This window comes from Clostridium malenominatum (assembly GCF_039521365.1).
In the GTDB taxonomy this organism is placed as follows: Bacteria; Bacillota; Clostridia; order Clostridiales; family Clostridiaceae; genus Clostridium_AW; species Clostridium_AW malenominatum.
In genome coordinates this window covers 199140-221751 of sequence record NZ_BAAACF010000003.1, presented here as the reverse complement: position 1 = coordinate 221751, position 22612 = coordinate 199140, and the positions used below count along the sequence as shown (strand labels likewise).

The following is a 22612-nucleotide window of genomic DNA, read 5'->3' as shown; positions in this document are numbered from 1 at the left end:
TTTCACTTTAGATGTCTGTATTATAATTTTGTTACTTTTGAAGCTTGAGGACCTCTAGCGCCCTGCTCCACCTCAAATTCTACCTTTTGACCTTCTTCAAGGTTTTTTCTTCCTTCATTACCTTCTATTGCTGTGAAGTGAACAAAAACATCATCTTCACCTTCAACTTCAATAAATCCAAAGCCCTTTTCTGAATTAAACCATTTTACTGTTCCAGTTTTCATTGATTGACCTCCTAAATATAAACACTTTATAATAGTGTTTTTTTCTTTTGTAATATTAGTATACCACAATAAAGAAAAATTAACAAAAAACTTAAAAGTTTATAAATATTTTACTGAAATTGAAATCATATTACTTATAATCCTTGTCTTTGTCTTTGAGTAAAGCTATTTGATTTTGAAGCCATTTTATTATTTCTGCTTTGTCTTTGTTTATATAATTTATATTATTCCAAATTAGTAGAAAGTAATTCTGAAAAGTTGTTACTACTTCTTTTTCTGAAACCAATAGGGTTGTTTCAAGATTGAAGTCGTAAAAGGCATTTGGATTCTCGATATTACAATTTAATCTTTCAATGAATACATTACTATTTTCTTTTACCATCCAACATATTTTTGATATATTTTCATAATGACTTTTACTTATAATTGCAATTTGATAATTTTCGTATTTTTTTAGCATATCAATTACGGTTTCAAGATGATATATAATATCATTAATATCCATAATATTATCTCCCAAGAAATCCCATTGACTAAATGAATACTTATGTTCACTTACCAACTTTTCTATAGATTCCTTAACCCAAATTTCTTTAAAGTTATAATATTTTATTTGTGAATGAAATGCATTAAGTCGGCGTCTGTGTAAAGATAAAAGTTTAAAGATTTTATTTTCACACTGCTCATTTAATTTTAAATATTTTTCATATAAATCAATTGGAAAAGTACTTAAGTTTATATTGTCTTTAAAAACATATCTATCACCAAGGCTTTCTTCCAATTCGGCGAGCATACACTGAAATTCTAATGATTTTTGAGAAGAGCATGGTTGTAACAAAGGTTTAGCTGAAGAAAAAACCATAGAAAAATGATTTAATAAAATTTCTATACTCATAGGTGAATTAAAAAAAAATGCACTATCAACTTGGGTCTTTAGCTGTGATGAAAAACAGTGCAAGGCACATATTTTTGGAACAATAATTAATTCGGAAAGTGCAGATATATTAGAGTTGTTTTCGTAATAGTAAATAAGATATCTTCCTGTAGCAAGTGCGAATTGCATATCATGGATGAGTTTAAGTGTTCTTTTTGCATTATCAATAAGTTTTACTAAATATATTACTTTCCATCCATTATTTAATACATTATAAAGGGCGCGTTGCCACTTAGTATTGAAATCTTTATAATTTAAAATAAGTTCCATAGCACTATTAAATGTAATAAATATTGTATCATTCATAGGTGAGGGATTATCTGGAAGGTTCTCTAAGATATGTAAGGCTGTAAATAAAATTTCCTTGTGACCTTTTACGATATTAACAGAATCAGTACCAGAAAAAAGATTTTCTTTAATGTGTAACTTTGGTATATCATCATTTTCAATATTAGGAGAGATCTTGGTGTTTTTTTTAATTTGTTTTTCATCTTTGCTTCTATTTGATAAAAGCTCAATAGAATATCCCTGTGCTTCAATAAGGTTTTTACTAATCATTTCTTCCATGTTAATATATACCATATCTAATTCGTCTAAAGACCATTTTTTTAAAGCTTCTATTACTATCATTTTTTGGAACGAGCTTTTTATATTGTTAACTAAATAATTTGTTATTAGTTCAATATAAGGGGAATGGTATGACGGGACTCTTTCATTACGTAACCATTTGTATACAAGTGAAGAATCTACGTTTATTCCTTTAGAAAGTGTACTCCCTTTTAAATTGAAAATTTTAAGTAACTCACCTAAATGCTCTCCAAAACTCTTTTTGTTATTCATATATACTCCTCCTGCTGCATGTAAATGTCGAAATATTTTTAAAATAGTATTGATATTAAGATGATTATACATAAAAATTTATAATTCATCAAAAACATTATTTTATCGCATTTGTCGGAGAATAAACCAGGACAAAAATCCATGTTTGTTGATGAATTGTGGTTGTTTATGTAAAATTTAATTAGACTTCAAAATATATACAAAGGGGGATATAAACAGTGTTTAAAAATTTAAAAGTAAGGACAAAAATATTTATTTTGTCCATAAGTATGATCATATTAATAGGAATTATTTCAATAGTAGGATATAGTGGTCTTTCTAAATCTAATAAAGATATGACAAATATGCATGATAACAATTTACTTCCAATGCAATATCTAATTGAAAATAGAAATCAGGCAAGAGCAATTGAAGGAAATATTTATTATTTAATACTTCATGCGGGGGAGAAAGACAAGCAAAATGAAAAGATAAAAGATATAGAAGAAAGAATGAAGATAGCAGATGAAAATTTTACTAAGTACAAGAATACGTATATGGATCAGTTTCAAAAAGATTTAATGGGAGTATTTGAAAAGAATTTAGCTAAGTATAGAGAAGAAAGAAATGAAGTGATTAAACTTGCTTTAGAAAATAAGCAGAAGGAAGCTATAGATAAAATGGAATCTATTAGGGGTATATCTGAAGAATATCAAAAAAATTTAAGAGATTTATCAGATTATAGTGTAGAAAATGCAGAGAAAACTAAAGTAGAGAATGATAGGAATTATAGAAATGTGATAATAGTTTTTGTGTCAGTAGTAATTATATCTATGTTATCTGCCATTGTAATAGCTACAATAATTTCAAAAAGTATAGTAAATCCTCTAATTTTACTAAAAGAATTTGCAGAGAGAATGAGGAATTCTGATTTCTCTAAAGCCATCAATGTGACTAGAAAAGACGAATTCGGAGAAACAGCTGCTGCTCTTAACGAAGCACAAAGTATGGTAGGTGAACTTATAAAAGAGGTACTAGTTTCTGTGCAGGATTTGAGTGCAGGCAGTGAAGAACTATCTGCAACAGTAGAAGAAATGACGTTAAAACTTGAAGATATAAATAGTGCTACAGAAGAAATAGTGATAGGGGCACATGATGCAAGTTCAGGACTTCAGGAAGTATCAGCATCAGCTGAGGAAGTAGATTCAAGTATGCAGACTCTTTCGGAGCAAGCTCTAGAAGGAAGTGAAAAGTCAGAGATTATAAAAAGCAGAGCTGTTGAAGTTAAGAGTAAGAGCCAAATTGCTTTTGATAATACCAATAAGATTTATCTAGAAAAAGAAGAAAATATACTTAAAGCACTTAAAAAGGCAGAAGTAGTAGAAAATATAAAAGTTATGGCAGATACTATTTCCAGTATATCAGAGCAAACAAACCTTCTTGCACTTAATGCAGCCATAGAAGCAGCCAGAGCAGGGGAACAAGGAAGAGGCTTTGCTGTAGTAGCTGAGGAAGTAAGAAAACTGGCGGAACAATCTTCAGGCGCTGTAGTAAAAATACAAGAAACAATAACAGATGTTAGAGAAGCTTTTTTAGAACTCAAAGAAAATAGTAATGAGGTACTGAAATTCATAGACGGACATGTTAAACCACAGCTTAATGAATTTGTGGAAATTGGAAGTGACTATTATAATGATGCAGAGTTTATTACTAATATGTCTGAAGGTATAGCTTCTATGTCAGAAGAAATAACAGCAACTATGGAACAGATAAGTGCTGCCATACAAGATATTGCTCATGAGACTCAAGGGGCAAGTGAAAACTCAGATAATATAAAAGTCAGGGTAAATGAAGCTGCAGTAGGTATGGCTCAGATTTCTAATACGGCACACGCTCAGGCTGAGATGGCTGAAAAATTAAGTGAAATGGTACAAAAGTTTAAGATTTAAGTATTAAAAAATGCTATGTAATGGATTTGTCCAGTACATAGCATTTTTACTTACAAAATCGTAAAGCTATAATAATTTACATCTCTCTAATTACACCGCAAGCAAGTTTTTTACCAGAGTTACCAGCAGGTTGTGTTCTATAATCATCGGGATTTTCGTGGATAACTACAGATTTCCCGATGATATCTCTTACTTTAAATTTATTCGTAAAAAAACACATCATAGAAGTTCCGGCGTTTGAAAATAATACAGGAAAATCTCCAGCATGATTACCGTGGGGTTGCTTTGTAGGATTCCAATGATTGCCTACAGCTTTGAAAGGATCCTTTGGATCTCCAACAGTACAGTTGCCAAATTCATGTATATGAAAACCATGAGGACCTATGGGTTGAGAATTTGCAGTAGCTGGTTTATAGCTTGGTAGTCCGTTAACCATAACACAAACATGAGTGCCTCCTGGGACATCCATAAAATATACTCCCCCATTTATATTAGGTGCAAGGGGGCCACCTTTTATTGCGGCATAAGCTTTTGCCATTATTATTTACCTCTTTATAATTATTATATTCCTATTTATATTATGATAGATTGCTGATGAAAGTGATAAAATACTTTGTTAAAAAAATATTGACTTATAAGAATGTCTTGTAATTATTAGTAGATAAAATAACTATATTTACTTGTATTTGACAATGTTTAAAATGATAAGTCAGTAAAATCTTGCGTTAAAAGAATAAAATATGATAAATATTTGTCAATTATAGAATTGTTATTTGTTAAATTTTTAATTATTTTATAATTATATTAAAATAATTAGATAAATAAGGAAAAGTTTGAAGGAATATTATAAAGTGCATAGAATAATTATATATATATCAGAATATTCATTCTATATATTGGTGATATGTTATTACAAGGGGGTATTTAAGTGTCAATGAATGAAAAAAAGTGCTGCTGTGAAGGTACTATAGATGAAAGAATTAAAAAAGTAGATGAGGTTATTGAGGAAATAAAAGATGTAAAAGGTGGACTGATTCCTTTACTACATGGCATTCAAAGCATATATGGATATTTACCTGAGGAAATTCTTCAGTATGTTTCGGAAGAATTGGATATTCCTATGTCTGAAATATATGGAGTGGCTTCATTTTACCATTTTTTCTCCTTAGAGCCAAAGGGAAAACATGTAATAAAGGTTTGTATGGGTACAGCCTGCTATGTTAAAGGTGGGCAAACTATTTTAAATAGAATATCTCAGGACTTAAAAGTAGCTGTGGGAAATACAACAGAAGATGGTTTATTTACACTAGAAGCTACAAGATGCGTTGGGGCTTGTGGTCTTGCACCAGTTATTTCTGTGGATGATAAAGTATATTCAAAAGTTAGATTAGACGATATAACCGAGATATTAAATGAGTATATGGAAGGGGAGTCTTAGAATGAAGACTTTAGAGGAGTTAGATGAAATAAGAAAAGTTACCTTGGAGAAAGTTAATCAAGGTTCAGATAGAAAAAGACCTAGAATAATTGTAGGGATGGCTACCTGTGGTATAGCAGCTGGAGCAAATTATGTTATGGAGGCTATAAAAGGAGAGCTTCAGGAGCTAGGTCTTGAAGAAGTGGATTTAGTTAAAACGGGATGCATTGGAATGTGTAGGTTAGAACCTATAGTAGAAGTAATTATGCCTGGATATGAAAAAATTACCTATGTAAAGATGAGTGCTACAAAGGCTAGAAGAATGGTTAGAGAGCATATAAAAGGTGGAAAGATAATTGATAGTTTTACTATGCATGTTATTGAAGATAAAATAATGAACGATTACGTTATACAAAATGACTAGATAGGGGAGGGGGATGTATATGAACATATTTCGTGCTCAAGTATTAGTCTGTGGTGGAGTAGGATGTACTGGCGATGGGCCTATAGATATAGCAAATACTATAAAAATTGAATTGAAAAAGCATAGAATTGAAAACGAAATAGAATTGTTGAAGATAGGTTGTTTGGGTTTGTGCCATCTAGGACCTATGATGATTGTATTTCCAGAAGGGACATTTTATAGTAAGGTAAGTGCAAAAGATATACCAGAAATTGTTGAACAACACTTAGTAAATGGAAGAAAAGTTAATAGATTAGCTTACTATAAATCTTTTCATAACTATAGCGTAAGATCTTTAGAAGATGTAGAGTTTTATAATAAACAAATAAGGATAGCTTTAAAAAACTGTGGAGTTATAGATCCAGAAAATATAGATGAATATCTTGCTTTTGATGGATACAAGGCATTAGAAACTGTAGTTACTAAGCTAAATCCAGAAAAAGTAATTGAGATTATTAAAAAATCTGGATTGAGAGGAAGAGGTGGAGGTGGCTTCCCGACAGGATTAAAATGGGATCTAGCCTCAAAACAAAAAAATGAAGAAAAATATATAATTTGTAACGCAGATGAAGGAGATCCAGGAGCTTTCATGGATCGTTCTATATTAGAAGGAGATCCTCATTCGGTGATTGAAGCTATGGCAATTGGAGGATATGCCATAGGAGCTAATGAAGGATATATATATATAAGAGCAGAATATCCTCTAGCCGTTGAAAGATTGAAAAGAGCTATAAAACAAGCAGAAGAATATGGTCTATTAGGAGAAAATATATTAGGGACAGGGTTCAATTTTAAAATTAGTATAAGGTTAGGGGCAGGAGCCTTTGTATGTGGTGAAGAGACAGCTCTAATAAATTCTATAGAAGGAAAAAGAGGAATGCCCAATCCTAAGCCTCCTTTCCCAGCTCAAAGTGGATTATGGCAAAAACCTACTATTATAAATAATGTAGAAACCTTCGCCAATATACCTCAAATAATATTAAAGGGTGAAGAATGGTTTGGAAATATTGGAACAGAAAAAAGTAAGGGAACCAAAGTTTTTGCTCTAGGAGGGAAAATTACAAACACGGGTTTAATAGAGGTACCTATGGGGATTACTTTGAGGGAAGTTATTTATGACATAGGAGGGGGAATACCTAACGAGAAGGAATTTAAAGCTGTACAAACGGGAGGACCTTCTGGAGGGTGCATAACTGAGGAAAATTTAGATACCCCAATTGATTATGACAGTTTAAGTGCTTTAGGATCCATGATGGGTTCTGGTGGAATGATAGTGCTAGACGAAGATAATTGCATGGTGGATGTGGCTAAGTTCTATCTTGATTTCATTAAAGACGAGTCCTGTGGAAAATGTACTCCTTGTAGGGTAGGAACAAAAAGAATGCTTGAAATATTAGAAAAGATAACTAAAGGGAAGGGAACCCTGGAGGATTTAGAAATATTAGAGGATTTGGCAAAGAAAATAAAAACCATATCTTTATGTGGACTTGGACAAACAGCGCCTAATCCAGTACTATCTACATTAAAGTATTTTAGAGAAGAATATTTAGCTCATATTGTAGATAAAAGATGTCCAGCAGGGGTTTGTCAAGAGTTAGTACAATACAAGATAGATGCTAAAGAATGTAGAGGATGCAGCCTTTGCGCTAGACAATGTCCTGTTAATGCTATAAGCGGTGAAATAAGACAACCATATAATATAGATTTAAATAGATGTATTAAGTGCGGAGCTTGCGTACCTAAGTGCCCATTTAAAGCAATTGAAAGAAGATAATTTTAAAGTGAAGGGAGTGAAGATTTGTGGATTTAGTAAGGATTAACATAGATGGTCAAGAAGTACAAGTAGAAAGAGGAACTACTGTATTAGAAGCAGCAAAAAGTATAGGAATTAAAATACCAACCCTATGCTATCTAAAAGATGTAAATAATTGTTCCTCCTGTAGAATTTGTATTGTAGAAGTTGGAGGGAAATTTATTGCCTCCTGCTCTTTAAAAGCTGAAGATGGTATGGTAGTAAAGGTTAATACTCCAGCGGTTAGAGAAGGAAGGAGAATGGTAGTAGAGCTTTTGCTATCTAATCATAAAAGAGAGTGTACTACTTGTAGTAGAAGTGAAAACTGTGAGCTTCAAGGGGCTGCTAGGGATTTGAATGTTAGAGAAGTTAAATATGTAGGAGAAAAGATTAGTGAGCCTTTAGATATGTCCTCTCCTTCAGTGGTAAGGGACAGAGAAAAGTGTATACTTTGTGGAAGATGTATTAGTACATGCTCTAATGTGCAAACTGTTAGTGCTATAGGATTTGCTAACAGAGGATTTAATACAAAGGTAGAAACTCCATATGAAAAACCTTTAGGGGAAACGGTATGCATCAATTGTGGTCAATGTATAATTGCATGTCCTGTAGGGGCTCTTAGTGAAAAAAGCGATATTGACAGTGTGTGGAAGGCTTTAGAGAATAAGGATAAGTATGTAATAGTTCAAACGGCTCCAGCAGTTAGAGTAGCCCTAGGAGAGGAATTTGGAATGGAAATTGGTTCTAGAGTTACAGGGAAAATGGTTACCGCATTGAAAAATTTAGGGTTTTATAAAGTGTTTGATACGGATTTTGCTGCAGATCTTACTATAATGGAAGAGGGAACTGAACTTTTAAGTAGATTAGAAAAGGAAGAAAATCTTCCTCTCATGACCTCCTGCTGCCCAGGATGGGTGAAGTTTGTGGAACATTTTTACCCAGATATGATACACAATCTTTCTACCTGCAAGTCGCCTCATGAAATGGAAGGAGCACTAATTAAAAGTTATTTTGCAAGAAAAATGGGTATAGACCCTAAAAAAATTGTAGTAGTATCTATAATGCCTTGTTCCGCTAAGAAGTTTGAAAGCACAAGGGAAGAGCTATCAAATAATAATTTAAAAGATGTAGATTATGTCCTAACTACAAGAGAATTAGCTCAGATGATAAAAGAATGGGGAATAAATTTTAAAAATCTTAAAGAAAGCAATTTTGATAATCCCCTTGGAGAATCCACCGGAGCAGGAGTAATCTTTGGAGCTACGGGAGGAGTTGCTGAAGCAGCATTAAGGACAATTTTTGAAATAGTAGGAGATAAAGAAATAGAGAACATAGATTTTAAAACTATTAGGGGAATAGAAGGAATAAAAATAGCAGAAATTGAGCTGCCAAATGGAAAAATCATTACAGCTGCCGTAGCTCATGGACTAGGGAATGCAAGAGAGCTTATGAAAGTGGTTAAAACTGGGGAGAGGAAGATTGACTTTATAGAAGTTATGGCTTGTCCAGGAGGGTGTGTAACCGGTGGTGGGCAACCTATTGTAAATTCAGATATATTAGATAATATAAATATTAAACTGGAAAGAGCAAAGGCAATTTATGATGAAGATAAGGAAATGCCTATAAGAAAATCTCATAAAAATCCTTATATAACTAAAATATATGAAGAATTTTTGGGAAAACCAAATGGAGGAATGAGTCATAGTTTACTCCACACTCAATATGAAAAGAGAAATAAATATTAAAAATTAAAGCCCTGCAAATGCGGGGCTTTAGCATTGTTAAATTTTATTTTTTATTTCTAGTTCCTTGCTGAGCAAAGTCTTTGCTGGAGTTTCCGTTTTCCATATATCCATTTGTAGCATTTCTACTATCATTACTAGAAGCTGCCATAGCTTGATTAATGCTTTTCATAGTTTTCTTTTTAGACATAACTATACCTCCTAATAAAGTATTTACATTATTATTTGAAGATAGGACTTTAATTATTCTAAACAAAATATGTATTATCCTTTAAACTTATGATAAACTAATGATTATTAAACTTTTAGTTTTAGGAGGGTCTAATGCTTAAAATATGGGGAAAACTAATAAAAGATAGTAAAATTATAAGGGATGAAGTAGTGGAGTCTAATGTTGAAGGAACTTATCAGGAGAACTTAAAAGCATGTATTATAGATTTATGTTATAAATTTGATATTTCTAAGCCTTACTGGCTTCCAGCTAATTTAAATGAATATAATAAAAGATTAAAAACAAGCTTTAATCAACATAATTTTATGGAAGAAATAGAATTTGATAAATTTGAAATAGAAGAGTTAGGAGAGAAAAAACGATGAATTTTACACTAATTGCAACCTCCACCTTTGGATTAGAGAAGGTAGTAGCTAATGAATTAAAAGAACTAGGATACGATGATTTGAAAATTGAAAACGGAAAGGTAACCTTCGAAGGGGACGAAATGGACATAGTTACCTGCAATATGTGGCTTAGAACAGCAGATAGAGTATTAATAAAAATGGGAGAATTTAAAGCTGAAAGTTTTGAAGAGCTTTTCCAAGGAACACTTGCTGTGGAGTGGGGAGATATCATACCTATAACAGGCTTTATGCATGTAAACGGAAAGTCTGTTAAATCAAAGCTTTACAGTGTTCCCGATTGCCAATCTATAGTTAAAAAGGCTGTGGTGGAAGCCATGAAAAGAAAATATAGAAGAGACTTGTTCCCTGAAAATGGCGCTACATATAAAATAGAGGCAGCTATATTAAAGGATATAGTAACTCTAACTTTAGATACCACAGGACCAGGGCTTCATAAAAGAGGTTATAGAGAATTAGCTGGGGAAGCTCCTATGAAGGAAACCTTAGCTGCAGCCCTTGTACTTTTAAGCAAGTGGGACCCTTCTAGAGTTTTAACAGATCCTTTCTGTGGTTCAGGAACCATTGCCATAGAAGCTGCTATGATAGGTAAGAACATGGCACCAGGACTTAACAGAAGCTTTGTATCAGAACAATGGGACATAATAGACCAAGAATTATGGGAAGATATAAGAAAGCACGCTAAAAATTCTATTAATAATAAAGAATTTAGAATTCTAGCCTCAGATATTAGCGGGAGAGTTCTACAAACTGCCAGAGAAAATGCTAAAAAGGCTGGAGTGGAAGACTATATTGCTTTTCAAAAAACAGATGTTAGAGAATTTTCTTCAAAGAAAAAGCATGGATTTATTATAACAAATCCACCTTATGGAGAAAGAATTGGTGAATTAAAAGAAGTTGAAGAATTATATAAAGATATGGGTGACACCTTTGAAAGGCTAAGCGATTGGTCTTACTTTGTAATTACTTCTCACACAGGCTTTGAGAAGTTCTTTGGAAAAAAATCCGATAAAAATAGAAAACTTTATAATGGAAGACTACTATGTTATTATTATCAGTATTTTGGCATGGAGCCAGAGAAAAAATGGAGTGATTTAAAAGAATAAAAATCTTTTAAATCACTTACAAGTTTTCTATGGAGTTTGCATTTAATATGAGCAAACTCCATGAGAAGCTAAGAATTATATAACTAAAGAATTTTTCCCTTATTAGACTTTATCTTATACAATTGTGAAAAAAGTAAAAACGTTATAGAAGCTATTACAAAATATCTTGCTGAATATAAGCTTATGCTCATATTTATATCAATATTTATAATATCCGCTAGGGTAGTTGCTATAGGTTTTGAAAATATAGCTATTGGTAATGCATATGAAAAAGATTTAAGAGCTGATTTCATGGTATCTTTTGATGAATTTGTCATTTTAGATTGTATTATAAAAGTTATAATACAAAGTACCGATGGTGTTATTAAAGAACTCAACTTAAATTGTAAATTGAAGGAAAATAACATATCCAAGGAAATCCACATGAGGATATAAATAATAAATTCTTCAATAAATCCTACAGATTTTAATACAAAACTCTTTGATTCATTGTATTCATTTATTGTGGAGTCACAAAACTCTTTATAATTATTTCCTAAAAACAAATTTATATCTTTACTTTCCTGTTGTGATTGGAGCATTACATCCAATAATTGTTGAAAAACTTCTTCTTTTTCAAAAAAACTTAAAGTACTTTTTCCTATATATTCTTCCATTTCTTTAAAAATCTCATGATTTGTTTTATTCAATTTTTTTTCTTCTCTAGCTCTTATTTTTAAAAGTTTTAACTCTAGGAACATAACTAACCCTCCAGTACATTTTCTACATTTTTTTTGATTTCATTCCAACTGCTGATGAAATCATATAATTCTACATTTCCTTTGTCTGTGACATAGTAATACTTTCTCATTGGGCCCAAAGGAGAAGGTTTCATAATGGAATAAATTAGTTCCTTTTTTTCAAGTCTTATAAGAATTGGATAAACACTGCCTTCTGTAATTTCTTTGAATCCAAACTTCATAAGCTTTTCACATATTTCATAGCCGTAAGTTTCGTTTTCGGATATTATTTTTAAGATACATCCTTCTAGTATACCTTTAAGCATTTGAGTATTCTGTGCCATTATATCACCTACCTTGTAATACATAATAGCTTAATAAAATAATACTATGACTACTATGTATTGTCAAGTAGCTAAAAATTCTATTTTATAAAGGAGTAAAGCACTACTACAATAGCTTAAAATACAACAATATTATATAAAAACTAAAGAAAAATGACAAAATGACGAAGAGATAAATGTTGTAAATTATTTTAAAGTGAAGGGAAGTATGAAATTGTCTATTAAGAAAAAGTTAATTAGTGGAATAGGAATAACTATATTTTTATTATATATGTTATTTTCATTTTTCACTGTGAGAGAAACAGAGCAAATAATTAAAAATAAAGAAAACGAAAATTATACATTAATATGTGAATCTATTAATAAATCAATTTATGATGAAATTGAACAAACTAAAATTGCAGTTATAGGTATTGCAAAAAATAAAGAAGTAGAAGAGGCTTTTGGAAAAAGGGATAGAAAAAAATTATTAGATATGCTGCTACCAGCTTATGAAGACATAAAGAAGAATGTACCGCAGTTTCAATTTCACCTCCCAGATTCTACATCATTTTTAAGAGTTAATGATCCAGGGAAATATGGAGATAGTTTAAAATCTTTCAGAATGACTGTTAATGAAGCAAATAAGGATAAAAAAGTTATAACAGGAATAGAAGAAGGTAAATCAGGTTATGGATTAAGAGTTGTAGCGCCTATTACATACAATAATAGTCATGTTGGAACAGTGGAATATGGTAAAGACTTCGGAGAAAGTTTTTTAAGTTCATTAAAGGATAAATATAATGGAGAATATTTCATATATAGTTTAGCTGATGAAAATAAATATCTATCAGGAACAACTGGAGATGATATTTGGAAAGTGAATTTAGATATAAATTCTAATATTAAAACTGGAAATAATATATTTTTAAAATCTTCAGATGAAAAATACGGCATTATGCTAGTTCCCTTTAAAGATTATAGTGGGGAAATAAAGGGATATATAAAAGTTATACAAGACAGAACTGAGATCATAAATGATATTAACTCCATGAAAACAAAAATGTACATATATTCTATGGTTTTCTCTATAGTAGTTTGTATATTTACTTTAATATTTATAGTTTATAGTTTAAAAGATATAGAAAAGCTATTACAGGCAATGAAAGTAGTAGAAACGGGAGATTTAACAAAGGATGTTCAAATTAATTCAAAAGATGAAATTGGGCAGCTTGCAGTTGGATTTAACAAAATGATGGAAAACTTAAGAGGGCTTATTGGAAATGTTCAACATATAACTTTACAAGTAGAAAATTCAACAAAAACCATAGGTTCTAATGTAGATGAAATAGGGGTAGCAAGTAATGAAGTAGCAAAAACAACGGAACAATTAGCTGTTGCTGCGGAAAAGCAAGCTCATGAGGCTATAGATAGTTTAAATGAAACTAACAATTTATCTAACAAAATTAAAGATGTTTTAGTATTTTCAAATAAAACTTTCGAAAATACTAACCATATGAAAAGTAAAGTCATAATTGGGATAGAATCAATTACTGAGCTTAAAGATAAATTTAATAACAATATAGAGGCATCTAAGAGTGTAAGTGGTGGAATAGACAAGCTAACAGATAAATCAAAATCTATAGGGATAATAGTAGAAACTATAACTTCTATAGCAGAGCAAACTAATCTGTTAGCACTAAATGCAGCCATAGAAGCAGCAAGAGCAGGAGAGCACGGTAAAGGATTTTCTGTTGTTGCAGGAGAAGTAAGAAAACTAGCAGAGCAAAGCTCCTCTGCAGCTAAAGAAATAAAGAAAATAATAGATGAAATTAGATATGTTATAGAAATTACGGAAGGTTCCGTAGATATGGCAAACAACGTAATACAAGAAGCAAATTCATGCTTGATAGAAACAGAAAAAGCTTTTAACGATATAAATATTGTAGCAAATGAAGCTGTATCTAATACAAATACTTTAAATAATTTTGTTGGAGAAATTAATATTTCTAAAGATAGAGTATTAAAGTCCATAGAGAATATTTCTAGTATATTAGAAGAATCTGCTTCATCAACAGAGGAGATAAGTGCATCCTCTGAGGAACAAGCGGCTTCTGTTCAAGAGGTAATAGCTTCAATTGAAGAGTTAAATAAAACTATAAAAACCTTAGAGAACTCCGTTGAATTATTTAGAGTATAATATAAAAAAATAATGTGATAAAATAGGATATTGTGGTTTTACGCCAAAGTAAAAAAATAGACTTGGGAATTTAAAAATTCCCAAGTCTATTTTTTCAAATAATTATTTTTGTAATTCCATCCATTCTTCTAAAAGGTATTCAAGCTTTAAGGATAGGTCTTCTTTTTTATTGTAGAATTCGTTTAATTTGCCATAATCCCTACAAAGGTTCATCTCTTCTTCAATGTTTTCTATTTCTTTTTCAATATGATCAATGTTTTCTTCAAGGGTTTTAATTTTTTTATCCGTATTTATTTTATTAGAATTAATCTTAGGTTTTTTGTTGTGAGAAGTTAAATCATCAACTTTGCATAGGGGCTTATACATAGCAGATTGCTCCATACACTTCTCTTTGTAATACTCATAATCTCCTTCGTAGGGTATGAGGTTTCCATCCTTTAGTTCAACAATTTTATTACAAAGAGAATTGATAAAGTATCTATCATGGGAAACAAACAAAATACTTCCTTTAAATTGTCTGAGAGTTTCTTCTAAGGCTTCTCTTGAAGGTATATCTAAGTGGTTTGTAGGTTCATCTAAAATCAATAAATTTACTTCGTGAAAAAGAAGTTTAGCTAAAACTAGACGACTTCGTTCCCCACCAGAAAGACTTTTAACCTTTTTAAAAACACTTTCACCAAAGAAAAGAAATTTAGATAGATATTCTCGAGCTTTTCCTTCAGTTAGCCATATATTTTCTTTAAAGCACTCTAAAACAGTGATGTTTTCATCACTGAATGTAACATTTTGAGGAAGATAACCTATATTTAAAGAACTGCCAATATTTATTTCACCGCAATCTAAATTATATTCACTCAAAATTATTTTAATAAGAGTAGATTTGCCACATCCATTATTACCTATTAAGGCAATTTTTTCCCCATTGATTAAATGAAAATTAGCCTTTTGTAAGAGGATTTTATCTCCAAAGGTTTTACAGCCATCCTTTAAAATTACTACATCCTTGCCAGAACGCTCACTAGCTTGTATATTTAGTTTAATATTTTCTTTATTTAACTTAGGTTTATCGATCTTATCCATTTTATCTAGCCTTTTTTCCATGGATGCTGCTTTTTTATATAAACTTTCATTATCTCCAATAGCTCCCCAAATTCTTAATCTTTTTATAGATTCCTCCATTGAGTTAATTTTCTTTTGCTGATTGTCGTAGGCTTGCTGTTGTAATAATAAATCAGTTTCTTTTTGCTTTACATAGTTTGTATAATTTCCTAAGTAAGTTTTACTTTTCATATCTTCTATTTCTATAATTTTTGATGAAACCTTATCTAGGAAATACCTATCATGGGATACTATTACTACTGTTCCTTTGTATTCTTTTAAATAATTTTCCAGCCATTCTATGGACTTTAGATCCAAATGGTTAGAAGGTTCATCTAATAAAAGAATATCAGGGGCTTGGAGTAATAACTTACCTAATAATACGGAGGTTTTTTCGCCACCGCTTAAAGAGGTAAATCGTCTTTCTTTAAAAGTTTGGGAAAAATCTAGTCCAACACATACTTTATTCATTCGTTCTTCTATTTCATATCCGCCCATCTGCTCATATTGCTCTTGTAAATTTGAATATTTATCTAAGGCTTTAGATAAATTTAGGTCAACTAAGTGAGCTAGGTCTTTTTCTAATATATTCATTTGGTTTAAAATATTGCTGTGTTCCTCAAAAGCAGCATTTAATACATCTAATACTGTTGAATCTTCATTGTAAGAAGGAATTTGGTCTACATATCCAAGTCTTATGCCTTTTTTATAAATTATATTTCCTTCATATTCTCCTTCAATACCCATTATCAACTTTAATAATGTACTTTTCCCAGCACCATTTTTACCTACTATACCAACTTTATCTCCTTCATTTATTTCCAAAGTTATATTATCTAAGACCTTAGTTCCTCCATAGAATTTATTTATATTATTTAATGCTAATGCTATCATTTATTATTAATCCTCTCCAAAATTTATTTTAGTTTTGTAAAATAAATAAGCCCATAAATCAATTTAGATTTAAAGGCTTACAGGAGAAAATCCATCAAAAAAGCTCTAAGGAATAACACCTTAGAGCAATTAATTTTATAATAAAAATCTCGTAGGTATTATACACTCAGTTTTCTAAAAATGGACGGACTTCTCCCGTAAAACAAGTAAATTCCATTTTTATCCACAGAACTGCTATATAATAACCATTCCATTACGAGACCCTCCTAAATACGATAATTACATAAATTATAACTTATAATAAGATTATTTACAATAATCTTATTGTAAGAAAATTTTAAAAAAGATATTGACAAAAATAAATTATATAAATATAATGAAAGAAAGTTTAAAATTAGATTATAGATTAACTGCGATGATGGAGACAAAAATATTCTAAAGTCGACTACAGAGAACCAACGGTAGCTGAGAGTTGGTGTTGATGTGAGTATATAATGATCACTCCAGAGCTTCTGAGTTTAAAGGCCGTTGCCCAGTAAACAAAGACGTTAACCAGCGATATATGGTTAGGGTTCACCGAAATAATAATTTATTAGAGGTCGACCTGAAATTAAGAGGCAATTATTTTTTATAATTGCAAATAAGGTGGTACCGCGGAAGTATAGTCTTTCGTCCTTAAAGTAAAATATTACTTTTAAGGATGAAGGACTTTTTTATTGTTTAAAAGTAGGATGTGTAAGTTTTTGGGCAAGTCTAAATATTTTACTTCAAAAAATATACTAAAATGTTATTAAAAGGGGGAAGTTATATGGTTCTATATGCAGAACTAAATCAAGGTATAGACAGTTTTGTAAGAATAGCAAATTTCTTGAGAAGAAAAAATATTGGGGTAAAGTCAGTGAATATGGAATCAGAAAATGATTCTAATATTAATTTAAAAATTGTTCTACAAGATGAGGCTTTAGTTAATTATGTAATCAATAATATATTAAAGCTAGAAGATGTAGAAAATATAAGAATAATGTAAGGGGGCTTTTAAAATGGCAAAGATGTATTATGAAAAGGATGGAGATTTAGAATTATTAAGGGGCAAAAGAGTTGGGATTTTAGGCTATGGCAGTCAGGGTCATGCTCATGCACTAAACCTAAAAGATAGTGGGGTGGAAGTATTAGTTGGCCTTTACGAGGGAAGCAAGTCTTGGAAGAAAGCTGAGGAAGATGGGCTTAAAGTAATGACAGTAGAAGAAGTTGCTAAAGAGTGTGATTTGCTCATGATGCTATTACCAGATGAAAAGCAAAGAAAAGTTTACGAAGAAAGTATATTACCAAATTTGACATTAGGAAAGGCTTTAGCTTTTGCTCATGGTTTTAATATTCATTTCAATCAAATAGTACCGCCTAAAAATATAGATGTGTTCATGGTGGCGCCTAAAGGACCAGGACATTTAGTTAGAAGAGTTTATGAGGAAGGAAAGGGGGTACCTGCTTTATTTGCTGTACATCAAGATTTTACTGGAAGTGCTAGAGAATTATCCCTTGCTTATGCAAAGGGTATAGGGGCAACTAGGGCAGGGGTACTGGAGACCACCTTTAAAGAAGAAACGGAAACAGATCTTTTTGGAGAGCAGGCAGTTTTATGTGGAGGAGTAACAGAACTTATAAAGGCAGGCTTTGACACCCTTGTAAAGGCTGGATATCAAAAGGAATTAGCCTATTTTGAATGTCTCCATGAAATGAAGCTTATAGTAGATCTTTTATACGAAGGCGGCTTTGAAAAAATGCGTTATAGTATAAGTGATACTGCAGAATACGGGGATTATATGGTGGGAAAAAGAATTGTAACGGAAGATACGAGAAAGGAAATGGAACAGGTATTAAAGGAAATTCAAAATGGTAAGTTTGCAAGAGAGTGGATTTTAGAAAATCAGATAAATAGACCTATGTTTAATGCCATAAAGAAAAAGGAATTAGAGCACCCTCTAGTGGAGGTAGGAAAAGATTTAAGAAAGATGATGAGCTGGATAGAAAAGTAGGGGGTAATAACATGAGAAGTGACGAATTAAAATTAGGGCTAACCAAGGCGCCCCATAGATCTCTTTTAAAAGCATCAGGATTTACAGAAGAGGAAATAAATAAACCTTTAGTGGGTATTGTAAATTCCTTTAATGAAATTGTACCAGGGCACATAGAACTTAGACAAATAGCTGAAGCCGTAAAAAGAGGAGTTTTAATGGAGGGGGGGACCCCTCTTGAGTTCCCAGCCATTGCAGTATGTGATGGTATGGCCATGAATCATGAAGGAATGAAGTATTCTTTAGTAAGCAGAGAAATAATAGCAGATAGCATAGAAATTATGGCTAAAGCCCACGGGTTAGATGGATTAGTACTTATACCAAGTTGTGATAAGGTGGTTCCAGGAATGCTTATGGCAGCGGCGAGACTTAATATACCAAGCATAATAGTCAGCGGAGGACCAATGCTTGCTGGAAAATTAGAAGGTAAAAAGATAGATTTAACTACTGTATTTGAAGGGGTAGGAAAGGTTTCTAATGGAAATATGGATTTAGATGAACTAAGTCTTTTAGAAGAACATGCTTGTCCGACTTGTGGTTCCTGTTCAGGAATGTTTACGGCAAATTCAATGAATTGTATGACAGAGGTTTTAGGTATGGCTCTTCCGGGAAATGCTACAATTCCAGCGGTATACTCTGCGAGAAAAAGATTAGCTAAGAAAACTGGTATGCAAATAATGAAGCTTATTAAAGAAAATTTACTGCCAAGAGATATCATGGAGGAAAAGGCTTTTGAAAATGCATTAACAGTAGATATGGCCCTAGGGTGTTCCACTAACACGGTTCTTCATTTAATGGCTGTTGCTAGTGAAGGAAATGTAAATTTAAATTTAGATATAATAAATGAAATAAGCCAAAGAATACCTAATTTATGCAAGTTAAGCCCTGGGGGACATCATCATATGGAGGATCTTTATGAAGCAGGGGGAATCTTGGCAGTTATGAATGAACTAAGTAAAAGAGACTTAATTCAATTAGAAAATAAAACAGTAAGTCTTTTAACTATGGGAGAATTGATATTAAAGGGAGAAAATAAAAATAAAGAGGTAATAAGGGATATAGAAAATCCCTATAGTCAAACTGGAGGAATAAAGGTTTTAAGAGGCAACTTAGCGCCAGAAGGAGCTGTGGTAAAACAGTCTGCTGTAGATGAAAAAATGATGCAGACAGTGGCCAAAGCTAGAGTTTTTAACTGTGAAGAAGAGTCAGTAGAAGCAATACTTAAAGGAGATATAAAAGCTGGAGATGCTGTGGTGATTTGTTATGAAGGACCAAAAGGAGGACCAGGTATGAGGGAAATGCTGACTCCTACTTCAGCACTGGCAGGAATGGGATTGGATAAAACAGTTTCACTAATTACTGATGGAAGATTTTCAGGGGGTACTAGAGGGGCAGCTATTGGTCATGTCTCACCAGAAGCTATGGAGGGCGGAACTATAGCTTTAGTTAAAGATGGGGATTTAATAAAAATAGATATACCTAATGGAATTTTAGAACTTTTAGTAGAGGAAGAGGAACTAGAAAATAGAAGAAAAAGCTTGAAAATAAAAGAAAGAGAATTAAAAGGGTATTTAAGTAAGTATTCGAAGCTTGTAAGTTCAGCTTCTCAAGGAGCAATATGTAAGTAAAATAAAAAGGGGGCTAAGAAGGAATGACTGGAGCAAAAATTTTACTAGAATGTTTGAAAGAACAAGGGGTGGATACCTTATTTGGATATCCAGGTGGGGCGGTTATTCCTCTATATGATGCTTTATATGACTATGAGGATTTTAATCATATAAGAACAGCCCATGAACAAGGAGCAGTTCATGGAGCAGATGGATATGCCAGGAGCACAGGAAAAGTTGGAGTTTGTTTTGTAACTTCGGGGCCTGGAGCTACCAATGCGGTGACAGGTATTGCTACAGCTTATATGGACTCTATTCCTTTAGTTATAATTACAGGGCAAGTAAGCACAACGCTTTTAGGCAAAGATTCCTTTCAAGAGGTGGATATAACAGGAATAACCTTTTCTGTGACAAAGCATAATTACTTAGTAAGAAAGGTAGAAGATTTATCTAAAACGATACATGAGGCATTTAAAATAGCCCAAAGTGGAAGGCCAGGGCCTGTACTTATAGATATACCCAAGGATATTTTTCTTGCAGAATATGCTTATGAAAAAATTAAACACCAAAACTCTATAAAGGAAGCTAAACCTTTAGATGAAAATTTATTGGAGGAAATAGTAAGGTTAATAAATAATTCAAGGAAGCCAGTAATTTATTCTGGTGGTGGTGTGGAAATTTCTAAGGCAGGGGGAGAGCTTATTGCTTTGGCTGAGAAGGGAGATATTCCGGTGGTAAATACACTAATGGCTCTTGGAAATATCCCTAGAAATCATAATTTATCTTTAGGCTTAGTAGGAATGCATGGCTTTAAGGAAAATAATTTGGCTGTTACAAATAGTGATTTGCTTATAGCCATTGGGGCAAGATTTAGTGATAGGGTAGTGAGCAATGCTAAAAGCTTTGCCTCTCATGCTAAAATTATTCACATAGATATTGATTGCAGTGAAATAGATAAAAATGTGGATGCTCATATATCTATGGTGGGGGATTTAAAAGCCATATTAAAAAGCATAGGTGAAAAGGTAGAGAAAAAGGACAATAGTTCCTGGATAGAAGAAATAAATAGCTTTAAGGTAAAAGAAAAGAGTAACGAAGAGGAGTTTTCGCCGAAAAATATTTTGAAATCCTTCAATAAAATATTAGGAGAAAATTCCCTGGTAGCTACAGATGTGGGGCAACATCAAATGTGGGCAGCTCAGTATTGGGATTTTAATACACCAAAATCCTTTATAACCTCTGGAGGCCTCGGAACCATGGGTTTTGGCATGGGTGCAGCCATAGGAGCAAAGGTTGGAAATCCAGAAAAGGAAGTATTATTGGTTACTGGAGATGGTAGCTTTAGAATGAATTGCAATGAACTATTTACCATTCATAGGTACAATATTCCAATAACTATACTTATGATGAACAATAAAACTCTAGGAATGGTAAGGCAATGGCAAAGAATGTTTTGTGGAGCAAGATATTCTGAGACAGATATGGAAGATTTTAATTATGTAAAATTGGTAGAAGGTTATGGTATTGAAGCTTATAAAGCTTCCTCTATGGAAGAGTTAAAAGGTATTTTAGGAAAAGTAGAAATAGGAGTAAAACCCTTATTCATAGAGTGTCAAATAGATAAAGAAGAAAGCGTGTATCCTATAGTTCCACCAGGGAAACCAATTTATAATGTTGTAATATAAGGGGGCAATTAAATATGACAAGTTATGTATTTTACCAAGGAGAAATAGTAGATGAAAAGGAAGTTTCCATAAGTATTAGGTGTAAGGCTTTTAATTATGGATTAGGATGCTTTGAGGGAATTAGAGCTTATTATGATGAGGAAACTGGGCAACTTTATACCTTTAGAATGAAGGAGCATTATGAAAGGCTCTTAGAATCCTGTAAGATTTTATATATGAATATACCATATACAGCAGATGAGCTTTGTGAGGCCACCTTAGAATTGCTGAGGAAAAATAATTTTAAAACTTCTACTTATATAAGACCAGTAGTTTATAAGGGATCTGAAAATTTATTTCCAACTCTGTATGATGAGGATAATAGACTTTTGATATATTGTCAGCCTTTAGGTAAGGCTTCGGAAAAGGAAAGTTTTAAGGTAATGGTATCTTCATGGAGAAGAATTTCAGATAATATGATACCAGCTAGAACTAAGCCTATAGGAGGATATTTAAACTCAGCTTTAGCATCTTTAGAAGCACTACAGAATGGTTATGATGAGGCTATACTTCTTACGGATTCAGGATATGTTTGTGAAGGACCTGGGGAAAATATATTTATATATAAAAATGATAAACTCATAACTCCGCCACCTTCAGATAATATTCTAGAAGGGATTACTAGAAGAACCGTTATGGAGATAGCTAAAAATGAATTAGGATTAGAAGTGGTAGAAAGAAGTATAGCTAGAACTGAATTATATTCAGCTAAGGAAATATTCTTTAGTGGAACGGCTATGGAGGTTACCCCTGTTATAGAAATAGATAAAAGAAAAGTAGGGGATGGAAGAGAAGGGGAAGTTTGCAAAAAAATTAAAGAGCAATTTTTAGGATTAACTATGGGGAAAAATCCTAAATATGCATCCTATTGCAAAGGGGTATACTAAATTAGA

At 32.1% G+C, this 22612-nt stretch carries 20 protein-coding genes and 1 other annotated feature; of the genes, 13 read left to right on the top strand and 7 right to left on the bottom strand.

Annotated elements, in window-relative coordinates:
* Positions 1-20 precede the first annotated feature (20 nt).
* On the bottom strand, positions 21-224 hold the full coding sequence (locus ABDZ69_RS12915; RefSeq protein ID WP_343770241.1) for a cold-shock protein: 204 nt from the start codon (positions 222-224) through the stop codon (positions 21-23).
* Positions 225-354: 130 nt separating this feature from the next.
* Positions 355-1998 (bottom strand): XRE family transcriptional regulator, encoded by a 1644-nt coding sequence (locus ABDZ69_RS12910; protein ID WP_343770240.1) that lies wholly within the window; start codon positions 1996-1998, stop codon positions 355-357.
* A 218-nt stretch (positions 1999-2216) separates the two neighbouring features.
* On the opposite strand from ABDZ69_RS12910, the gene ABDZ69_RS12905 reads away from it, so the two are divergent.
* Positions 2217-3926 carry a methyl-accepting chemotaxis protein gene (locus ABDZ69_RS12905; RefSeq protein WP_343770239.1) on the top strand — a complete coding sequence of 570 codons (1710 nt, stop codon included), beginning with the start codon at positions 2217-2219 and terminating at the stop codon, positions 3924-3926.
* A gap of 76 nt (positions 3927-4002) precedes the next feature.
* Here ABDZ69_RS12905 and ABDZ69_RS12900 read toward each other — a convergent pair whose 3' ends face one another.
* Positions 4003-4464, bottom strand: a complete 462-nt coding sequence (locus ABDZ69_RS12900) for a superoxide dismutase family protein (RefSeq protein ID WP_343770237.1) — start codon at positions 4462-4464, stop codon at positions 4003-4005.
* Between the two features lie 396 nt (positions 4465-4860).
* Here ABDZ69_RS12900 and nuoE point away from each other — a divergent pair, with 396 nt between their 5' ends.
* The 4 genes from nuoE to ABDZ69_RS12880 are packed head-to-tail and all read left to right on the top strand — an operon-like array spanning position 4861 to position 9343.
* On the top strand, positions 4861-5364 hold the full coding sequence (gene nuoE / locus ABDZ69_RS12895; RefSeq protein ID WP_343770669.1) for an NADH-quinone oxidoreductase subunit NuoE: 504 nt from the start codon (positions 4861-4863) through the stop codon (positions 5362-5364).
* A 1-nt stretch (position 5365) separates the two neighbouring features.
* A complete protein-coding gene (locus ABDZ69_RS12890) occupies positions 5366-5767 on the top strand; it encodes a (2Fe-2S) ferredoxin domain-containing protein (protein ID WP_343770235.1) in 402 nt (133 codons plus the stop codon).
* Positions 5768-5786: 19 nt separating this feature from the next.
* Positions 5787-7580, top strand: a complete 1794-nt coding sequence (gene nuoF, locus ABDZ69_RS12885; RefSeq protein WP_343770233.1) for an NADH-quinone oxidoreductase subunit NuoF — start codon at positions 5787-5789, stop codon at positions 7578-7580.
* Between the two features lie 26 nt (positions 7581-7606).
* Positions 7607-9343, top strand: a complete 1737-nt coding sequence (locus ABDZ69_RS12880; RefSeq protein ID WP_343770231.1) for an NADH-dependent [FeFe] hydrogenase, group A6 — start codon at positions 7607-7609, stop codon at positions 9341-9343.
* Between the two features lie 43 nt (positions 9344-9386).
* On the opposite strand, the gene ABDZ69_RS12875 is transcribed toward ABDZ69_RS12880, so the two are convergent.
* Positions 9387-9530, bottom strand: a complete 144-nt coding sequence (locus tag ABDZ69_RS12875; protein WP_343770229.1) for a hypothetical protein — start codon at positions 9528-9530, stop codon at positions 9387-9389.
* Between the two features lie 134 nt (positions 9531-9664).
* Here ABDZ69_RS12875 and ABDZ69_RS12870 point away from each other — a divergent pair, with 134 nt between their 5' ends.
* Both ABDZ69_RS12870 and ABDZ69_RS12865 read left to right on the top strand, forming a co-directional pair.
* A complete protein-coding gene (locus ABDZ69_RS12870) occupies positions 9665-9937 on the top strand; it encodes a hypothetical protein (RefSeq protein ID WP_343770227.1) in 273 nt (90 codons plus the stop codon).
* Positions 9934-11082, top strand: a complete 1149-nt coding sequence (locus tag ABDZ69_RS12865; RefSeq protein ID WP_343770225.1) for a THUMP domain-containing class I SAM-dependent RNA methyltransferase — start codon at positions 9934-9936, stop codon at positions 11080-11082. Before ABDZ69_RS12870 ends, ABDZ69_RS12865 begins: the two co-directional genes overlap by 4 nt.
* Before the next feature lie 83 nt (positions 11083-11165).
* Here ABDZ69_RS12865 and ABDZ69_RS12860 read toward each other — a convergent pair whose 3' ends face one another.
* On the bottom strand, positions 11166-11822 hold the full coding sequence (locus ABDZ69_RS12860; protein ID WP_343770223.1) for a hypothetical protein: 657 nt from the start codon (positions 11820-11822) through the stop codon (positions 11166-11168).
* A 2-nt stretch (positions 11823-11824) separates the two neighbouring features.
* Positions 11825-12145, bottom strand: coding sequence for a PadR family transcriptional regulator (locus ABDZ69_RS12855; RefSeq protein WP_343770221.1), 321 nt, complete (start codon positions 12143-12145; stop codon positions 11825-11827).
* Positions 12146-12353: 208 nt separating this feature from the next.
* Here ABDZ69_RS12855 and ABDZ69_RS12850 point away from each other — a divergent pair, with 208 nt between their 5' ends.
* Positions 12354-14324 carry a methyl-accepting chemotaxis protein gene (locus ABDZ69_RS12850; RefSeq protein ID WP_343770219.1) on the top strand — a complete coding sequence of 657 codons (1971 nt, stop codon included), beginning with the start codon at positions 12354-12356 and terminating at the stop codon, positions 14322-14324.
* A 102-nt stretch (positions 14325-14426) separates the two neighbouring features.
* Here the strand turns inward: ABDZ69_RS12850 and abc-f are convergent, their stop codons facing one another.
* A complete protein-coding gene (gene abc-f, locus ABDZ69_RS12845; RefSeq protein WP_343770217.1) occupies positions 14427-16316 on the bottom strand; it encodes a ribosomal protection-like ABC-F family protein in 1890 nt (629 codons plus the stop codon).
* Positions 16317-16722: 406 nt separating this feature from the next.
* Positions 16723-16996, top strand: a binding site (T-box leader).
* Positions 16997-17124: 128 nt separating this feature from the next.
* Between abc-f and ABDZ69_RS12840 the strand changes: the two genes are divergently transcribed.
* Genes ABDZ69_RS12840 through ABDZ69_RS12820 form a run of 5 tightly spaced genes read left to right on the top strand, consistent with a single transcriptional unit; the run spans position 17125 to position 22606 of the window.
* Positions 17125-17343, top strand: coding sequence for an ACT domain-containing protein (locus tag ABDZ69_RS12840; protein WP_343770215.1), 219 nt, complete (start codon positions 17125-17127; stop codon positions 17341-17343).
* Positions 17344-17356: 13 nt separating this feature from the next.
* Positions 17357-18349, top strand: a complete 993-nt coding sequence (ilvC, locus tag ABDZ69_RS12835) for a ketol-acid reductoisomerase (protein ID WP_343770213.1) — start codon at positions 17357-17359, stop codon at positions 18347-18349.
* A gap of 11 nt (positions 18350-18360) precedes the next feature.
* A complete protein-coding gene (ilvD, locus tag ABDZ69_RS12830; RefSeq protein ID WP_343770211.1) occupies positions 18361-20016 on the top strand; it encodes a dihydroxy-acid dehydratase in 1656 nt (551 codons plus the stop codon).
* A 23-nt stretch (positions 20017-20039) separates the two neighbouring features.
* Positions 20040-21680, top strand: a complete 1641-nt coding sequence (ilvB, locus tag ABDZ69_RS12825; RefSeq protein ID WP_343770208.1) for a biosynthetic-type acetolactate synthase large subunit — start codon at positions 20040-20042, stop codon at positions 21678-21680.
* Positions 21681-21694: 14 nt separating this feature from the next.
* Positions 21695-22606, top strand: coding sequence for a branched-chain amino acid transaminase (locus tag ABDZ69_RS12820; protein WP_343770206.1), 912 nt, complete (start codon positions 21695-21697; stop codon positions 22604-22606).
* Positions 22607-22612: the final 6 nt, after the last annotated feature.

Coding starts and splice junctions, on each gene's coding strand:
- ilvD (WP_343770211.1), top strand. CDS start 18,361: ATGAGAAGTGACGAATTAAAATTAGGGCTAACCAAGGCGCCCCATAGA.
- ABDZ69_RS12900 (WP_343770237.1), bottom strand. CDS start 4,464: ATGGCAAAAGCTTATGCCGCAATAAAAGGTGGCCCCCTTGCACCTAAT.
- ABDZ69_RS12820 (WP_343770206.1), top strand. CDS start 21,695: ATGACAAGTTATGTATTTTACCAAGGAGAAATAGTAGATGAAAAGGAA.
- ilvB (WP_343770208.1), top strand. CDS start 20,040: ATGACTGGAGCAAAAATTTTACTAGAATGTTTGAAAGAACAAGGGGTG.
- ABDZ69_RS12870 (WP_343770227.1), top strand. CDS start 9,665: ATGCTTAAAATATGGGGAAAACTAATAAAAGATAGTAAAATTATAAGG.
- nuoE (WP_343770669.1), top strand. CDS start 4,861: ATGAATGAAAAAAAGTGCTGCTGTGAAGGTACTATAGATGAAAGAATT.
- nuoF (WP_343770233.1), top strand. CDS start 5,787: ATGAACATATTTCGTGCTCAAGTATTAGTCTGTGGTGGAGTAGGATGT.
- ABDZ69_RS12860 (WP_343770223.1), bottom strand. CDS start 11,822: ATGTTCCTAGAGTTAAAACTTTTAAAAATAAGAGCTAGAGAAGAAAAA.
- ilvC (WP_343770213.1), top strand. CDS start 17,357: ATGGCAAAGATGTATTATGAAAAGGATGGAGATTTAGAATTATTAAGG.
- ABDZ69_RS12890 (WP_343770235.1), top strand. CDS start 5,366: ATGAAGACTTTAGAGGAGTTAGATGAAATAAGAAAAGTTACCTTGGAG.
- ABDZ69_RS12840 (WP_343770215.1), top strand. CDS start 17,125: ATGGTTCTATATGCAGAACTAAATCAAGGTATAGACAGTTTTGTAAGA.
- ABDZ69_RS12865 (WP_343770225.1), top strand. CDS start 9,934: ATGAATTTTACACTAATTGCAACCTCCACCTTTGGATTAGAGAAGGTA.
- ABDZ69_RS12875 (WP_343770229.1), bottom strand. CDS start 9,530: ATGTCTAAAAAGAAAACTATGAAAAGCATTAATCAAGCTATGGCAGCT.
- ABDZ69_RS12910 (WP_343770240.1), bottom strand. CDS start 1,998: ATGAATAACAAAAAGAGTTTTGGAGAGCATTTAGGTGAGTTACTTAAA.
- ABDZ69_RS12855 (WP_343770221.1), bottom strand. CDS start 12,145: ATGGCACAGAATACTCAAATGCTTAAAGGTATACTAGAAGGATGTATC.
- ABDZ69_RS12915 (WP_343770241.1), bottom strand. CDS start 224: ATGAAAACTGGAACAGTAAAATGGTTTAATTCAGAAAAGGGCTTTGGA.
- ABDZ69_RS12850 (WP_343770219.1), top strand. CDS start 12,354: ATGAAATTGTCTATTAAGAAAAAGTTAATTAGTGGAATAGGAATAACT.
- abc-f (WP_343770217.1), bottom strand. CDS start 16,316: ATGATAGCATTAGCATTAAATAATATAAATAAATTCTATGGAGGAACT.